This is a genomic window from Mizugakiibacter sediminis, assembly GCF_000953855.2.
Classification (GTDB): Bacteria; Pseudomonadota; Gammaproteobacteria; order Xanthomonadales; family Rhodanobacteraceae; genus Mizugakiibacter; species Mizugakiibacter sediminis.
The window spans coordinates 1-15,310 of record NZ_DF970156.1 but is presented as its reverse complement, the minus strand read 5'-3'; the positions used below and the strand labels follow the sequence as shown (position 1 = coordinate 15,310).

General features: G+C 71.8%; 12 protein-coding genes. 9 read left to right on the top strand and 3 right to left on the bottom strand.

Annotation, left to right across the window (positions count from 1 at the left end; genetic code table 11):
• Positions 1 to 189: 189 nt before the first annotated feature.
• From MBSD_RS02940 to MBSD_RS02925, 4 genes are read left to right on the top strand one after another with little or no spacing between them, the layout of a single operon-like run.
• Positions 190 to 1,038, top strand: coding sequence for a CheR family methyltransferase (locus tag MBSD_RS02940; RefSeq protein ID WP_062534906.1), 849 nt, complete (start codon positions 190 to 192; stop codon positions 1,036 to 1,038).
• Complete coding sequence (gene cheD / locus MBSD_RS02935; RefSeq protein ID WP_187300540.1) at positions 1,035 to 1,706, top strand: chemoreceptor glutamine deamidase CheD; 672 nt, start codon at positions 1,035 to 1,037, stop codon at positions 1,704 to 1,706. The genes MBSD_RS02940 and cheD overlap by 4 nt, the downstream gene beginning before the upstream one ends.
• Positions 1,707 to 1,713: 7 nt before the next feature.
• On the top strand, positions 1,714 to 2,817 hold the full coding sequence (locus MBSD_RS02930) for a protein-glutamate methylesterase/protein-glutamine glutaminase (RefSeq protein ID WP_062534904.1): 1,104 nt from the start codon (positions 1,714 to 1,716) through the stop codon (positions 2,815 to 2,817).
• 25 nt (positions 2,818 to 2,842) lie between these two features.
• On the top strand, positions 2,843 to 4,027 hold the full coding sequence (locus MBSD_RS02925; protein WP_062534903.1) for a methyl-accepting chemotaxis protein: 1,185 nt from the start codon (positions 2,843 to 2,845) through the stop codon (positions 4,025 to 4,027).
• A 213-nt stretch (positions 4,028 to 4,240) separates the two neighbouring features.
• On the opposite strand, the gene MBSD_RS15950 is transcribed toward MBSD_RS02925, so the two are convergent.
• Positions 4,241 to 5,263, bottom strand: a complete 1,023-nt coding sequence (locus MBSD_RS15950) for a cysteine hydrolase family protein (protein ID WP_425478089.1) — start codon at positions 5,261 to 5,263, stop codon at positions 4,241 to 4,243.
• Positions 5,264 to 5,374: 111 nt separating this feature from the next.
• On the opposite strand from MBSD_RS15950, the gene MBSD_RS02910 reads away from it, so the two are divergent.
• Positions 5,375 to 6,385 carry a helix-turn-helix domain-containing protein gene (locus MBSD_RS02910; RefSeq protein ID WP_062534901.1) on the top strand — a complete coding sequence of 337 codons (1,011 nt, stop codon included), beginning with the start codon at positions 5,375 to 5,377 and terminating at the stop codon, positions 6,383 to 6,385.
• A gap of 18 nt (positions 6,386 to 6,403) precedes the next feature.
• On the opposite strand, the gene MBSD_RS02905 is transcribed toward MBSD_RS02910, so the two are convergent.
• Together MBSD_RS02905 and MBSD_RS02900 are read right to left on the bottom strand one after the other, a co-directional pair.
• Positions 6,404 to 6,760 (bottom strand): hypothetical protein, encoded by a 357-nt coding sequence (locus MBSD_RS02905; RefSeq protein WP_062534899.1) that lies wholly within the window; start codon positions 6,758 to 6,760, stop codon positions 6,404 to 6,406.
• 130 nt (positions 6,761 to 6,890) lie between these two features.
• Positions 6,891 to 7,247, bottom strand: a complete 357-nt coding sequence (locus tag MBSD_RS02900; protein WP_062534898.1) for a hypothetical protein — start codon at positions 7,245 to 7,247, stop codon at positions 6,891 to 6,893.
• A 130-nt stretch (positions 7,248 to 7,377) separates the two neighbouring features.
• On the opposite strand from MBSD_RS02900, the gene rsgA reads away from it, so the two are divergent.
• The 4 genes from rsgA (at position 7,378) to aceE (ending at position 15,164) form a co-directional block, all read left to right on the top strand.
• Complete coding sequence (gene rsgA, locus MBSD_RS02895; RefSeq protein ID WP_062534896.1) at positions 7,378 to 8,451, top strand: ribosome small subunit-dependent GTPase A; 1,074 nt, start codon at positions 7,378 to 7,380, stop codon at positions 8,449 to 8,451.
• 106 nt (positions 8,452 to 8,557) lie between these two features.
• Positions 8,558 to 9,835 (top strand): tyrosine/phenylalanine carboxypeptidase domain-containing protein, encoded by a 1,278-nt coding sequence (locus MBSD_RS02890; protein ID WP_062534895.1) that lies wholly within the window; start codon positions 8,558 to 8,560, stop codon positions 9,833 to 9,835.
• A gap of 172 nt (positions 9,836 to 10,007) precedes the next feature.
• Positions 10,008 to 12,299 (top strand): NADP-dependent malic enzyme, encoded by a 2,292-nt coding sequence (locus MBSD_RS02885; RefSeq protein ID WP_062534894.1) that lies wholly within the window; start codon positions 10,008 to 10,010, stop codon positions 12,297 to 12,299.
• Between the two features lie 147 nt (positions 12,300 to 12,446).
• Positions 12,447 to 15,164, top strand: a complete 2,718-nt coding sequence (gene aceE / locus MBSD_RS02880; protein WP_062534893.1) for a pyruvate dehydrogenase (acetyl-transferring), homodimeric type — start codon at positions 12,447 to 12,449, stop codon at positions 15,162 to 15,164.
• Positions 15,165 to 15,310 lie beyond the last annotated feature (146 nt).

Sequence of the window (15,310 nt, the reverse complement as noted above, 5' to 3'; positions counted from 1 at the left end):
GGCCGCGGCGGCGGAACCGGCGGCGCGCGCCGCGCGCGCTGTGGCGCCGCGTCCGCGTCCCGAGGCCGACGACGCCGACGCGATGGCGCTGCCGCCGCCGAAGCGCGTCAACGGCCACGCCGGCAGGGCCGTCGCCGCGGAAGCCGAGGCCGGCGGCTGGCAGGAATTCTGAGCGCGGACATCGCACGCATGGCCGCCACCGCGTTCGCCGCCGAGCATGCCTACGCCTTCACCGACGCCGACTTCCGCTTCCTGCGCGAGTTCGTCGCGGCGAGGTGCGGCATCGCGCTGGGCGAGCACAAGCGCCAGCTGGTCTACGGCCGGCTGGCGCGGCGGCTGCGCGCGCTCGGCCTCGGGAGCTTCGCGCAGTACTGCGAGCTGCTGCGGCGCGAGCCGGAACGCGAGCTGGACGCGCTGGTCAGCGCGATCAGCACCAACGTCACCGCGTTCTTCCGCGAGGCGCACCACTTCGAATTCCTCGCCGGCGAGCTGCTGCCGCGGTGGCTGACGGCGTGCGGGGGGCGCGTGCGCCTCTGGTCGGCCGGTTGCGCCACCGGCGAGGAACCCTACACGCTGGCGATGGTGCTGGCCGAGGCGCTGGAGAGGCACGGCGCCGCGGACGCGCGCATCCTCGCCACCGACATCTCGCCGCAGGCGCTGGAGACCGCGCGGCGCGGCGTCTACCGGCTGGACCGCCTCGGCAACATCGATGCCGCGCGCCGGCGCCGCTGGTTCCTGCGCGGCACCGGCGCGCACGACGGCCAGGCGATGGTGCATCCGCGCCTGCGCGAGCTGGTGACGTTCCAGCCGCTCAACCTGCTGGAGGCGTGGCCGATGCGCGGCCGCTTCGACGCGATCTTCTGCCGCAACGTGGTGATCTATTTCGACAAGCCGACCAAGGAGCGGCTGTTCGAGCGTTTCGCCGACCAGCTCGCCGACGACGGCTACCTGTTCCTCGGCCATTCCGAATCGCTGTACGGCAAGAGCGAGCGGTTCCGCCTGGTCGGCCGCACGATCTACCGCCGGGTGACGGCATGAACGCGCTGTCCCGCCTCGCCGTCGCGCCGGCGCCCGCCGCGCTGGCCGCCTCCGGCTTCGATCCGCGGCGCGTGCTGCCCGGTTTCGAGCAGGTCAACCGCTACTGGGACCCGCACCTGAAGCGCGTCGCGGTGAAGATCCTGCCCGGCCAGTTCTACGTCACCGTGCAGGGCGAGGCGGTGGTGACCGTGCTCGGCTCCTGCGTCTCGGCCTGCATCCGCGACTCCGCCAACGGCATCGGCGGCATGAACCACTTCATGCTGCCGGAGCCCGCGCCGGGCGAGCGCGAGGCCTGGACCGCCACCGCCGGCCGCGCCGCGCGCTACGGCAGCGACGCCATGGAGCAGCTGATCAACGCGGTGCTGAAGGCGGGCGGCGTGCGCTCGCGGCTGGAGGTGAAGATCTTCGGCGGCGCGCGGGTGATGAGCGACGTCGGCCGCCGCAACGTCGAGTTCGTGCGCCGCTACCTCGCCACCGAGGGCCTGGCGCTGCTCGCCGAGGACGTCGGCGACGTCTACCCGCGCCACGTGCAGTACTTCCCCGACAGCGGGCGGGCGCGCATGCGGCCGCTGCGCACCATGCACAACACCACCATCCTGGATCGCGAGCGCGGCTACCTCAAGCGGCTCGAAAAGGATCCGATAAAGGGTGAGGTCGAGCTCTTCTGAGGCTGCGATGTCCAAGGTCCGCGTGCTCATCGTCGACGACTCCGCGCTGGTGCGGAAGATGCTGACCGAGATGCTTTCGGCGGACGCCGGCATCGAGGTGGTCGGCACCGCGCCGGACCCGCTGGTCGCGCGCGAGAAGATCAAGCAGCTCGCGCCCGACGTGCTGACGCTGGACGTCGAGATGCCGCGCATGGACGGGCTCACCTTCCTCGAGAACCTGATGCGGCTGCGGCCGATGCCGGTGGTGATGGTGTCCTCGCTGACCTCGCAGGGCGCCGAGGTGACGCTGCGCGCGCTGGAACTGGGCGCGGTCGATTTCGTCGGCAAGCCGGGCTCCGACCTCAGCAGCACCTTCGGCGACTACGCCGCCGAGATCGCCGCCAAGGTCAAGGACGCGGCGCGCGCGCGGCCGCGCGCCTACACCGCCGGCGTGCCGCGCCTCGACGCCGCGCCCAGGCTCAGCGCCGACGCCGTGCTGCCGCGCGCGCAGCTGCGGGCGCTGCCCTCGGCCGGGCGCGTGATCGCGATCGGCGCCTCCGCCGGCGGCACCGAGGCGATCCGCGTGGTGCTGGCGGCGATGCCGCCGGACGCGCCGCCGATCGTGATCACCCAGCACATTCCGGCGCAGTTCAGCGGCCCGTTCGCCGCGCGCATGGACGCCAACTCGGCGATGCGCGTGTGCGAGGCGCAGGACGGCCAGCCGATCCTGCCCGGCCACGCCTACATCGCGCCCGGCGGCCGTCACCTGCTGGTGCTGCGCGACGGCGCGCGCTACGTCTGCCGCCTGCACGACGGCCCGCCGGTCAGCCGGCACAAACCCAGCGTCGACGTGCTGTTCCGCTCGGTCGCGGCCAGCGTCGGCGCGCAGGCGGTCGGCGCGATCCTCACCGGCATGGGCGACGACGGCGCGCAAGGCCTGAAGGAAATGCGCGAGGCCGGCGCGCCGACGCTGGCCCAGGACGAAGCCACCAGCGTGGTCTGGGGCATGCCCGGCGCGGCGTGGAAGGCCGGCGCCGCGCAGGAGCTGCTGCCGCTCGGCGCGGTCGCGCCGCGCCTGCTGCAGCTCGCCCAGCACCCCATCACCCAGGCAAGCATGCGCACGGGCAGTTGAGCCCGCGCGCGCAGAGGAGACGGCCATGCAGCCGCTGCACAGGAACGAACTGGCGATAGGCATCGGCGCGGGCGCGCTGGCCCTGGTGGCGGTGCTGGCCGCGCCGTGGCCGTGGGTGGCGCCACTGGCGGTGGCGCTGCTGACCGCGGCGTGGATCGTGCTGCTGCACCGCGCCGCAAGGCGCGGGCCCGCCGCGGCGGAGGTCGCCGCGCTGTCCGCGGACGCGGCGGAAGGCGTGCGCGACGCGCTCGACGAAGTGCGCGTCGCCCTGCTCGACGAACTCGGCCACGCCGCGCGCGAGTTGCACCAGGCGCTGGACATCATCCGCGACGCCGGCGCCCAGCTCGGTTCCGGCTTCGAGGGCTTGAGCTCGAAGACCAGCGCGCAGCAGGCGCTGCTGCGGCAGATCATGGAGGCCACCGCCGGCGGCGGCTCGATGCAGGGCTTCACCGGCAAGACCACCGAGCTGCTCGAGCACTTCGTCGGCCTGGTGGTGGAGCTGTCGCGCGAGAGCCTGCGCATCGTCTACCGCATCGACGAGATGTCCGAGGAGATGGACGCGGTGTTCGCGCTGCTGAAGAACGTCAACACCATCGCCGAGGAGACCAACCTGCTGGCGCTGAACGCGGCGATCGAGGCGGCGCGCGCCGGCGAGGCCGGACGCGGCTTCGCCGTGGTCGCCGGCGAGATCCGCAACCTGGCGCGGCACTCCAACCAGTTCAACGAGAAGATCGGCGCGCATGTCGAGCGCGCGCGCGGCGCGATGGAGCAGCTGCGCGGCCTGGTCGGCCGCCTGGCCTCGCAGGATCTCAGCGTGGCGCTGTCCACCAAGGGCGACATCGACCGCATGATGGACCACGTCACCCGCACCGAGGCGCGCGTCGCGGCGGCGGCGGACGAGGTCGCCACGATCAACCACGGCCTGAGCAGCGACGTCGCCACCACGGTGCGCTCGCTGCAGTTCGAGGACATCCTCACCCAGTTGCTGCGCCAGACCCGGCAGGGCCTGGTCGACCTGCAGAGCATCGCCAGCGAATGCACCCGCGACCTGACCGCGCTGGCCTGCGAGGAGCGCGACCGCGCCGCCGCCCGCGCCCGCGCCGGGCGCCTGCGCGAACGCCTGCACCAGCAGCGCGAGCGCGCCCGCGCCCGGCAGAAAGGCCCGGCGCTGCAGACCTCGATGAGCGCCGGCGAGATCGATCTGTTCTGAGGAAAGGGGACGAGGAGACGGGACGGCGCGTCGCGCTACCGGGTGGTGATGCAGGAGCCTGCGTGCAGGCGACCCCGGGAGACGAGGCGCATCGCATCGGGCGGGTCATTCCGGCGTACGCCGGAATCCAGTGCCTTTCGCGGCTCACGCCACCCCTTCAGCGCATCCGCACCGCGCCTTTCCCGCCTCCCGCCTCCCGCCTCACGCTTTGCCTCAAGCTTCCCCGCTTGGCGCCGATAAAGGGGCAGGAACCGCCGCAGCGCCGAAGCCATGTCCATTTCCGCCGAACACGACCGCGAGCACGGCTGCCTGACCATCCGCGTGCAGGAGCGCTTCGATTTCTCCGTGCACAAGCAGTTCCGCGACGCCTACCTCAAGCTGCCGGCGCCCGCGCGCAGCTACGTGATCGACCTCGCCGGCACCGAGGAGATGGACAGCTCGGCGCTGGGCATGCTGCTGCTGTTGCGCGAGCACGCCGGCGGCGACCGCGCCGAGATCCGCGTGGTCAACGCCAGCCCGGCGGTGCGCAACATCCTGCGCATCGCCGGGTTCGGCGAGCTGCTGGCGCTGCACTGAACCGCGGCGATCAGGCCGCGGCGATCGGGCCGCGGCGATCGGGCCGCGCGCGCGCTGGTTGGAGGCGAAGATCGTCTCCCGCTGCGGCAGCGTCCCCGAGGTGAGACCGGCGATCCATTCGTCGGTGCTCATCACCGCGGCGAAGCGCGATTGCATCACCACGGTGAACACGCGGTGGATCTCCTCGGCGCTGGCCGCGCCGGCGCGGTTGGCGTAGGGCACGCTGCCGCTGGCGTCGTGCAGGAGCTCGACGTTCAGGCCGAGATGCGCGGCGTGGATCACCGTCGAGGCGTCGCAGTTGTGCGTCATGTAGCCGACCACGGCCAGCGTGTCGATGCCGCGCGCCGCCAGCCAGTCGGCCAGACCGGTCTCGGGGAAGGCGCTGGGCAGGCTCTTTTCGAGGTAGTGATCGCGAGGCCGCGAGGCCACCATCGGGTGCAGCTCGGCGCCGTGCGTGCCGCGCACGAACAACGGCGCGCCGGCGGGCGCGAAGTTCTGCACCACGATCACCGGCACGCCGGCGGCGCGCGCAGCGTCCATGGCGCGGCCGACGTTGGCGAGCGACACGGCGGGATCGGGGTACTCGATCGGCAGGCCGCCGTCGAAGTATTCGTTCTGCACGTCGATGACGATCAGGGCGCGACGCGCGGGGGTGTTCATGGATGGACTCCTCGGCAGTGGTTCATCGCCGGCGATCCGGCGCGCCCATTGTTCGCCTCGGTCCGCTCGCGGTAGAGTGGCCCGAAAGACAATTTTCGAAAGAATCGGGCCATGCCTGCGCATGCCGTGGCGGTGATCGCCTTCGACCGCATCAGTCCGTTCCACCTGTCCGTGCCCTGCCTGGTGTTCGGCGAGGACCGCCGCGACGCCGGCGTGCCGCGCTACCAGTTGCGCGTGTGCGCGGTCGAGCCGGGGCCGCTGCGCGCGCGCGCGGGTTTCCGCATCGCCACCGACCACGACCTACGCGGGCTGGCCGGCGCGGACACGGTGATCGTGCCGAGCTGGCGCGACGTCGAGGAGGCGCCGCCGCCGGCGCTGCTGGAAGCGCTGCGCCGCGCGCACCGCCGCGGCGCGCGCATCGTCGGCCTGTGCCTGGGCACGTTCGTGGTGGCCGCCGCCGGCCTGCTGGACGGCCGCCGCGCGACCACGCACTGGCAGTGGTCGGCGGCGTTCGCGGCGAAGTTCCCGCAGGTGAAGCTGGACGCCAACGTGCTCTACGTCGACGAGGGCGACGTGCTGACCTCGGCGGGCACCGCCGCCGGCATCGATTGCTGCCTGCACCTGCTGCGCCGCGACCACGGTGCCGAGATCGCCAACATCGTCGCGCGGCGCATCGTCGTGCAGCCGCATCGCGCCGGCGGGCAGGCGCAGTTCATCGAGCGGCCGCTGCCGGCGTCGGCGCGCGAGGATCCGCTGCAGGCGACGATGGCCTGGGCACAGCGCCGCCTCGAGCGGCCGCTGGATCTCGACACGCTGGCCGCGCACGCGCACATGAGCCGGCGCACGTTCACGCGGCGCTTTCGTGCGGCGACCGGCACCACGCCGCTGCGCTGGCTGCTCGAGCGGCGCCTGGCGCTGGCGCAGCGCCTGCTGGAAACCACCGTACATCCGGTGGAACGCATCGCCGAGGAGGCGGGATTCGGCTCGGCGGTGTCGATGCGCCAGCATTTCGACGCCGCGCTGGGCATGACGCCGTCGGACTATCGCCGCGCGTTTCGCGGTGCGGCCCGAACGGCGGGCAAAAAAAACGGGGCCCGCGAGCCCCGTCGAAGTCAGTGGTGATGGGGGTGAGGTTGGGGATCACCACTTGCGCACGCCGATGATGGCGACCGAGAAGTCGGCCATCTCAGGATTGAAGCGGAACAGCGGGCCGAGGTCGAAATTGACGCTGCCGCCGGGGGGGATGTTGGCGGTGCCGGCCGGCCAGCCGTCCTCGCTGTCGAGCACGCGGCCGCTGCCGTCCTTGGCGACGATGCGGATCTGCGCCGCGGCCGGCTCGCTGCACTTGTTGACCAGCTTGCCGGCGAGGCTGATCTTGCGCTCGCGCGGGTTGGGCGTGACCTGGAAGCCTTCGACGCCGAAGCTCGTCGCGGCGCAGTCCGCGAAGGCGGGCAGGGAGGCGGTGGCGAGTACCAGGGCGGCGATCAGCGTTTTCATCTTCGATACCTCGCACGGTTGCCGAAGGGTATGGCCGCAGCCGCGCTGCAGTGCGCGAATGCGGGCCTTGCCCGACGAATCGGCCGACACCGCGGGAACTTGAGCCGCGCGGCGTCGCGTCCCGCGGCCGTCACCAGGTGCGCACGCCGACGATGTTCACCGAGAAGTCGGCCATGTCGGGGCTGAAGCGGAACAGCGGGCCGAGGTCGAAGCTGACGCTCTGCCCCGGCGCGATGTTGGACGTGCCGGCCGGCCAGCCGTCCTCGCTGCCGAGCACGCGGCCGCTGGCATCCTTGGCGACGATGCGGATCTGCGCGGCGGCCGGCGCGCTGCACTTGTTGACCAGCTTGCCGGCCAGGCTGATCTTGTGCTCGCGCGGATTGGGCGAGGCCTGGAAGCCGTCGACGGCGAAGTTGGCGGCGGTGCAGTCGGCCAGCGCCGGCAGCGAGAAGACGGTCAGCGCAAGCGTGGCGATCAAGGCTTTCATGTCGGAACCTCGAAGTGGGGGAAGGACGCCGGCCCGCCTCCGCGGACCGCGCTCACCGGGGTTTCGGCGCCGCCGGCGGCGGCTTGAGTTACAGCTCGTTACGCCGCGTGACCTACTTCATAATCCGCGCATGTCGAATGCACACGCTTCCGCCCGCCTGGCCGGCATCGGCTGGCGCGGCGATCCCGCCGCCGAGGCCGAGATCGCGCGCGGCCGCGTGCTGGCGCGCGTGGTCGCGCAGCACCGCGCCGGCTACGAGCTGCACGACGGCGAGCGCACGTTCGGCGCGCAGCCGGCGGCGCCGTTCCTGAAGCGCGGGCTGGATCCGGCGGCGCGCCCCGCGGTGGGCGACTTCGTGCTGGTCGAGCCGGGCAGGCCGCCGCGCATCGTCGCCTTCCTGCCGCGGCGCAGCGCGCTGACGCGCGCCGCCGCCGGCGAGCGCTACGAGCGCCAGCTGATCGCCGCCAACGTCGATTACGCGTTCGTGCTGATGGGCCTCGACCAGGACTACAACCCGCGCCGGCTGGAGCGCTACCTGTCGCTGATCGAGGGCTCCGGCGCGCAGGCCGTGGTGGTGCTGACCAAGGCCGACAAGCATCCGCAGGTCGACGCCGCGCTGGCCGGACTGGTGGCGCGCCTGCCGGCGGGCACGCCGGTGCACGCGGTCAACGCCAAGGATCCCGCCGACGTCGCCGTGCTGGCGCAGTACCTCAAACCTGGCGACACCGCGGTGCTGGTCGGTTCCTCCGGCGTCGGCAAGTCGACGCTGACCAACACCCTGCTCGGCGAGACGCGCATGGCCATCGGCGAAACGCGCGCCGGCGACGGCCGCGGCCGCCACACCACCACGCACCGCGCGCTGCTCACGCTGCCGAGCGGCGGCTGCCTGATCGACACGCCGGGCATGCGCGAGCTGAAGCTGACCGGCGAGGAGAATCTCGAGCTGTTCGCCGACGTCGAGGCGCTGACCGCGCAGTGCCGCTTCTCCGACTGCGGCCACGGCAACGAGCCCGGCTGCGCGGTGCGCGCCGCGCTGGACGCCGGCGAACTGTCCGCCGAACGCTGGCAGAGCTACCTCAAGCTGCGCGACGAACGCGAGCAGCAGGCCGCGGCGCTGGAGGAGCGCCTGAAGCGCAAGGCCGAGGCGAAGGTCGCCAACAAGGCGCTGGGGCGGCACCAGCGGCACAAGCGCAGGCCGTTCTGATCGCGGCAAGGGAATCGCGTGGCGCATGCGCAGATCGAAGCGCAACGCTCGGCATGGTGTGATCCGGGTTCGGGACCGAAACCGCCGTCACGATAGACTGGCCGGCATGCCCGCATCCACGTCCGCCGCGCTGACGCCGCCGCTCGAGCACCACGCCGCGCTCGACAAGCGCCTGGTGGCCGCGGTGCGACGCATCCGCGTGCTGCCGACGGTGGCGTGGCCGGCGGCGACGGAGCACGCGTTCCTCGAGCGCGCGCAGCGCGGCGACCTGACGCTGCCGCGGGTGGACTACGCGCGGCCGGACCTGTCGCGCGAGCGCGCCGAGCTGGAGGCGATCGCCGCCGCCGCCGATCCCGGCCATCCGGCCGGCGCCTACCTGGTCCGCACCGCGACTTCCTGGCGCATCGCCGCCGAGATGCTGGAGGCGGTCGGCACGCGCGCGGTGACGGCGCACGCGTCGGTGCTGTACGGGCGGCCGGGCGACGCCATCCCGGGCGGCGGCGTCAGCAACCTCGACGCGGCGCGCCACTTCGTCGCCGTCGCCGACGAACTGGGCGCGCAGCTCGCCGTCGACGAGGCCGCCTATTGCATTCCCGCCGAGGTGCTGCGCGACGAGCTGCGCGCCGCGCTGGACGCGTTCTTCGGCAAGGGCCGCATCGCCGTCGAAGTGGACCCCGATCTGACCGCCAAGGCGGCGGCCGGCGCGGCGCGCATCCGCCTGCGCGCCGCCACCTGCTTCACCGCCTACGACCGCCACCAGCTGCTCGCGCACGAGGCGTTCGTGCACTCGCTGACCGCGCTGAACGGCCGCGAGCAGCCGTATCTCGCCTCGCTGTCGCGCACCTCGCCGCGGGTGACGGCGACGCAGGAAGGCCTGGCGGTGTTCGCCGAACTGATGTCCGGCTCGATCGACATCGCGCGGCTGAAGCGCATCAGCCTGCGCATCCTCGCCATCGACATGGCGCTGGGCGGCGCCGATTTCGTCGAGGTGTTCCGCTTCTTCCGCGACGCCGGGCAGACCCTCGCCGACAGCTACAACTCCGCGCAGCGCGTGTTCCGCGGCGTGCCGCCGGACGGCGGCGCGGCGTTCACCAAGGACAACGTCTACCTGCACGGCCTGCTCACCGTGCACACGTTCTTCCGCTGGGCGCTGAAGCACAACCGCCTCGACCTCACGCGCCGCCTGTTCGCCGGCAAGATGACGCTGCAGGACGCGCTCGACCTGGAGCCGCTGTTCGACGCCGGCTTCATCGCGTCGCCGCAGTACCTGCCGCCGTGGGTCAGCGAGGCCGCCGGGCTGGCCGGCAAGCTGGCGTTCTCGCTGTTCGCCAACCGCATCCACATGGCCGAGGTCGACGCCGCCGACCTGGCGCTGGGGCCTTGAGCTGCGCCGTCCCGCGCGGGCGCCGCATCGCCCGCGCGAACGTGCGCGGGCGCACGGAAACCCCGCAGCGGCGCGGGTTTGCGCCGGGTCGGCACGCACCGCTGTGCTATAGTCGGGCGCCCTATCGCCCCTGTCCGCGGCCGTCGCCGCGGATGCATCCGACAACCCATCCATGGCCATCTCCGAGGAACTGAAGCAGGCCGCGCTGGACTATCACCGCAGCGCGCCCGCCGGCAAGATCAAGGTCGCTCCCACCAAGTCCCTGCTCACCCAGCGCGATCTCGCCCTGGCGTACTCGCCGGGCGTCGCCGCCGCTTGCGAGGCCATCGTCGAGGATCCGCGCACGGTCTCCGAACTCACCGCGCGCGGCAACCTGGTCGCGGTGATCACCAACGGCACCGCCGTGCTCGGCCTCGGCAACATCGGCCCGCTGGCCGGCAAGCCGGTGATGGAAGGCAAGGGCGTGCTGTTCCGCAAGTTCGCCGGCATCGACGTGTTCGACCTCGAGATCGACGAGCGCGACCCGGACAAGCTGGTCGAGATCATCGCCAGCCTGGAGCCGAGCTTCGGCGGCATCAACCTCGAGGACATCAAGGCGCCGGAATGCTTCGTCGTGGAGAAGAAGCTCCGCGAGCGCATGAAGATCCCGGTGTTCCACGACGACCAGCACGGCACCGCGATCATCGTCGGCGCGGCGGTGCTGAACGCGCTGGCGATCACCGGCCGCGACATCGCCGAAGTCAAGGTCGCCGCCAGCGGCGCCGGCGCCGCCGGCATCGCCTGCCTCGACATGCTGGTCAGCCTGGGCGTGCGCCCGGAAAACATCCTGGTCAGCGACAAGGACGGCGTGCTCTACCAGGGCCGCCCGGGCCTCGATCCGAACGGCCAGCGCTACGCGCGCGCCACCGACGCGCGCACGCTGGCCGACATCGTCAAGGGCGCCGACGTGTTCCTCGGCGTGTCCGCCGGCGGCGTGCTGAAGCCGGAGATGGTGGCGACGATGGCGCCGCGGCCGATCATCCTCGCGCTGGCCAACCCGACGCCGGAGATCGAGCCGGACGCGGCGCGCGCCGCGCGCCCCGACTGCATCATCGCCACCGGCCGTTCGGACTTCCCCAACCAGGTCAACAACGCGCTCTGCTTCCCCTACATCTTCCGCGGCGCGCTGGACGTCGGCGCGACCGCGATCAACGAGGCGATGAAGGTCGCCTGCGTGCAGGCGATCGCCGCGCTGGCGCGCATGGAAGCCACCGACCTCGGCGGCGCCTACGCCGGCGAGACGCCGACGTTCGGTCCCGACTACCTGATCCCGCGGCCGTTCGACCCGCGCCTGCTGACCATGCTGGCGCCGGCGGTGGCGCAGGCGGCGATGGATTCCGGCGTGGCCACGCGGCCGATCGCCGACATGCAGGCCTACCGCGAGCGGCTGGGCCAGTTCATCTACCGCACCGGCCTGCTGATGAAGCCGGTGTACGAGCGCGCGCGCGCCGACTTGAAGCGCGTGGTCTACGCCGAGGGCGAAGAGGAGACCGTGCTGCGCGCGGTGCAGACCGTGGTCGACGAGCGCCTGGCGCGGCCGATCCTGATCGGCCGCCCCGACGTGATCGGGATGCGCATCCAGCGGCTCGGCCTGCGCCTGCGTCCCGGCGTCGATTTCGAGCTGACCAACATCAACGACGACCCGCGCTTCCCCGAGTACTGGCAGCAGTACCACGCGCTGACCGAGCGGCGCGGCGTCACCCCGTCGGCGGCGAAGAACCTGATGCGCTCGCGGCCGACGCTGATCGCCGCGCTGATGGTCGAGCGCGGCGAGGCCGACGCGCTGATCTGCGGCCTGGTCGGCCGCTACCACAAGAAGCTCGGTTACCTGCGCAGCGTGTTCGGGCTGGACCCCGGCGTGCAGTGCACCTCGGCGATGAGCGGCGTGATCAACGACCGCGGCGCGTGGTTCTTCCTCGACACCCACGTGCAGGTCGATCCCACCGCCGAGCAGATCGCCGAGGCCACGCTGCAGGCCAGCTACCGCCTCAAGCTGTTCGGCATCGAGCCGAAGGTGGCGCTGCTGTCGCACTCGAACTACGGCAGCCACGACAACCCCAGCGCGGCCAAGATGCGCCGCGTCTGGCAGATCCTGCGCGAGCGCGCGCCGCGGCTGGAGATGGACGGCGAGATGCAGGCCGATACCGCCTGGGACGAGGCGCTGCGCCAGCGCATGTTCCCGCATACCACGCTGTCCGGCCGCGCCAACCTGTTCGTGATGCCGAACCTCGACGCCGCCAACATCGCCTACAACATGGTGCGGGTGATGACCGACGCGGTGGCGATCGGCCCGATCCTGATGGGGCTGGACAAGCCGGCGCACATCCTCACCCCGGCCTCGACCGTGCGCCGCGTGGTCAACATGACCGCGATCGCCGCGGTGGACGCGCAGATCCGCGCCGCGCAGCGCGCGCCGCGCCGATGAGCGGCGCGTGACCGGCGCCGGATGGCGCCGCGCCCCGGCGCGGCGCTAGACTCGAAAGCCCGCCGCGGCGGCCTGCCGGGCCGCGCGGCAGGGCGCATGCACCGACCCAGGCGACGCCGCCTCCCCCGGCGCCGTGGAGAGAGCACGATGAACCAGCTGCAGGACATCCTCGACCAGGACATCGACCCCGTCGAGACCCGCGAGTGGACCGAATCGCTGCAGGCCGTGATCGGCGCCGACGGCCCCGAGCGCGCGCACTTCCTGCTGGAGCGTCTGGTCGACGAGACCCGCCGCGCCGGCGGCCATCTGCCGTTCCAGCCGACCACCGAATACATCAACACCATCCCGCCGCACCTCGAGGCGAAGAGCCCGGGCGACGCCGCGATGGAGTGGCGCATCCGCTCGATCATCCGCTGGAACGCGATGGCGATGGTGGTGCGCGCCAACCGCAAGCCGGGCGAGCTGGGCGGCCACATCGCCAGCTTCGCCTCCTCGGCGACGCTGTACGACGTCGGCTTCAACCACTTCTGGCGCGCACCCAGCGCCGAGCATCCGGGCGACCTGGTGTTCCACCAGGGCCATTCCAGCCCGGGCATCTATGCGCGCGCCTTCCTCGAGGGCCGCATCGACGAGGCCACGCTGGACCGCTTCCGCATGGAGGTCGGCGGCCACGGCCTGCCGTCCTATCCGCATCCGTGGCTGCTGCCGGACTTCTGGCAGGTGCCGACGGTGTCGATGGGCCTCGGTCCCATCCAGGCGATCTACCAGGCGCAGTTCTGGAAGTACCTCGAGCACCGCGGCCTGATGCCGAAGACCGACCGCAAGGTGTGGTGCTTCATGGGCGACGGCGAGGTCGACGAGCCGGAGTCGCTGGGCGCGATCTCGCTGGCCGGCCGCGAGCAGCTCGACAACCTGATCTTCGTCGTCAACTGCAACCTGCAGCGCCTCGACGGCCCGGTGCGCGGCAACGGCAAGATCATCCAGGAACTGGAAGGCGTGTTCCGCGGCGCCGGCTGGAACGTGATCAAGGTGATCTGGGGTTCCTACTGGGACCCGCTGCTGGCGCGCGACAAGGACGGCCTGCTGCGCAAGCTGATGATGGAAACCGTCGACGGCGAGTACCAGGCCTGCAAGGCGTTCGGCGGCGCGTACACGCGCGAGCACTTCTTCGGCAAGTATCCGCAGCTCAAGGAGATGGTGGCGAACCTCTCCGACGAGGACATCTGGCGCCTGAACCGCGGCGGCCACGATCCGCACAAGGTCTACGCCGCCTACCACGCCGCGGTGCGCACCGCCGGCATGCCGACCGTGGTCCTGGCGAAGACCGTCAAGGGCTACGGCATGGGCGAGGCCGGCGAGTCGCAGAACATCACCCATCAGCAGAAGAAGATGGCGACCGCGGCGATCCGCGCGTTCCGCGACCGCTTCAACATCCCGGTGCCGGACGACAAGCTGGAAGAGGTGCCGTACTACCACCCCGGCAAGGACTCGCCGGAAGTGCAGTACATGCTCGAGCGCCGCCGCGCGCTGGGCGGCTTCCTGCCGCAGCGCCGGCGCAAGAGCGTCGGCATCCCCGCGCCCGGCCTGGACGCCTTCGCGCAGATCACCAGCGGCAGCGGCGAGCGCGAGATCAGCACCACCATGGCGCTGGTGCGCGGCATAAACCTGCTGCTGCGCGACAAGGCCATCGGCCCGCGCGTGGTGCCGATCGTCGCCGACGAGGCGCGCACCTTCGGCATGGAGGGCATGTTCCGCCAGATCGGCATCTACGCCCCGTTCGGCCAGAAGTACCGCCCGCAGGACGCCGACCAGCTGTTGTACTACCGCGAGGACCAGCAGGGCCAGGTGCTGCAGGAAGGCATCAGCGAGGCCGGCGGCATGGCGGCGTGGATGGCGGCGGCCAGCAGCTATTCGGTCAACGACGTGCCGATGCTGCCGTTCTTCATCTACTACTCGATGTTCGGCTACCAGCGCTTCGGCGACCTGGCCTGGGCCGCCGGCGACATGCGCTGCCGCGGCTTCCTGATCGGCGGCACCAGCGGCCGCACCACGCTGAACGGCGAGGGCCTGCAGCACGAGGACGGCCACTCGCACGTCATGTTCGGCGTGGTGCCGAACTGCCGCGCCTACGACCCGACGTTCTCGTACGAGGTCGCGGTGATCCTGCAGGACGGCATCCGCCGCATGCTGCAGGAGCAGGAGGACGTCTACTACTACATCACCGTGATGAACGAGAACTACACCCACCCCGACATGCCGAAGGGCGTCGAGGAGGGCATCATCAAGGGCATGTACCTGTTCCGGGACTCGGGACTCGGGACGCGGGACGCGGACAAGGGCAAGAGCCGGAACAAGCATCTGCCGTGCGTGCAGCTGCTCGGCTCCGGCGCGATCCTGCGCGAGGCGATCGCCGCCGCCGAGCTGCTGGACAAGGAGTTCGGCGTCTGCGCCGACATCTGGAGCTGCCCGAGCTTCTCCGAGCTGCGCCGCGACGGCTTCGAGGCCGAGCGCTGGAACCGCATGCACCCGCTGGCGAAGACGCCGCGCAAGGCCTACGTCACGCAGTGCCTGGAGGGCCGCCCCGGCCCGGTGGTCGCCGCCACCGACTACGTGCGCGCCTACCCCGACCAGATCCGCGCGTTCCTGCCGGAGGGCCGCAGGTACATCGTGCTCGGCACCGACGGCTACGGCCGTTCCGACACGCGCGAGCACCTGCGCAGCTTCTTCGAGGTCGACCGCTACCACATCGCCCACGCCGCCATCGCCGCGTTGGCCGCCGACGGCAAGATGAACCCCGAGGACGTCGCCCGCGCGATCAAGATCTGGAAGATCGACGCCGAGCGGCCGGAGCCGTGGACGGTGTGAGCGTTCCGGCGCGCGCTAACGAAGAAGGGCGGCCTTAGGCCGCCCTTCTTCGTTTTCGGGTCTCGCGCCGGAGGGCGCGCCGGTCTCAATGCGCGCGCGGCGCGATCCCCAGCGCCTGCTCGATCGCCGCCGGCTCGAACACCTTG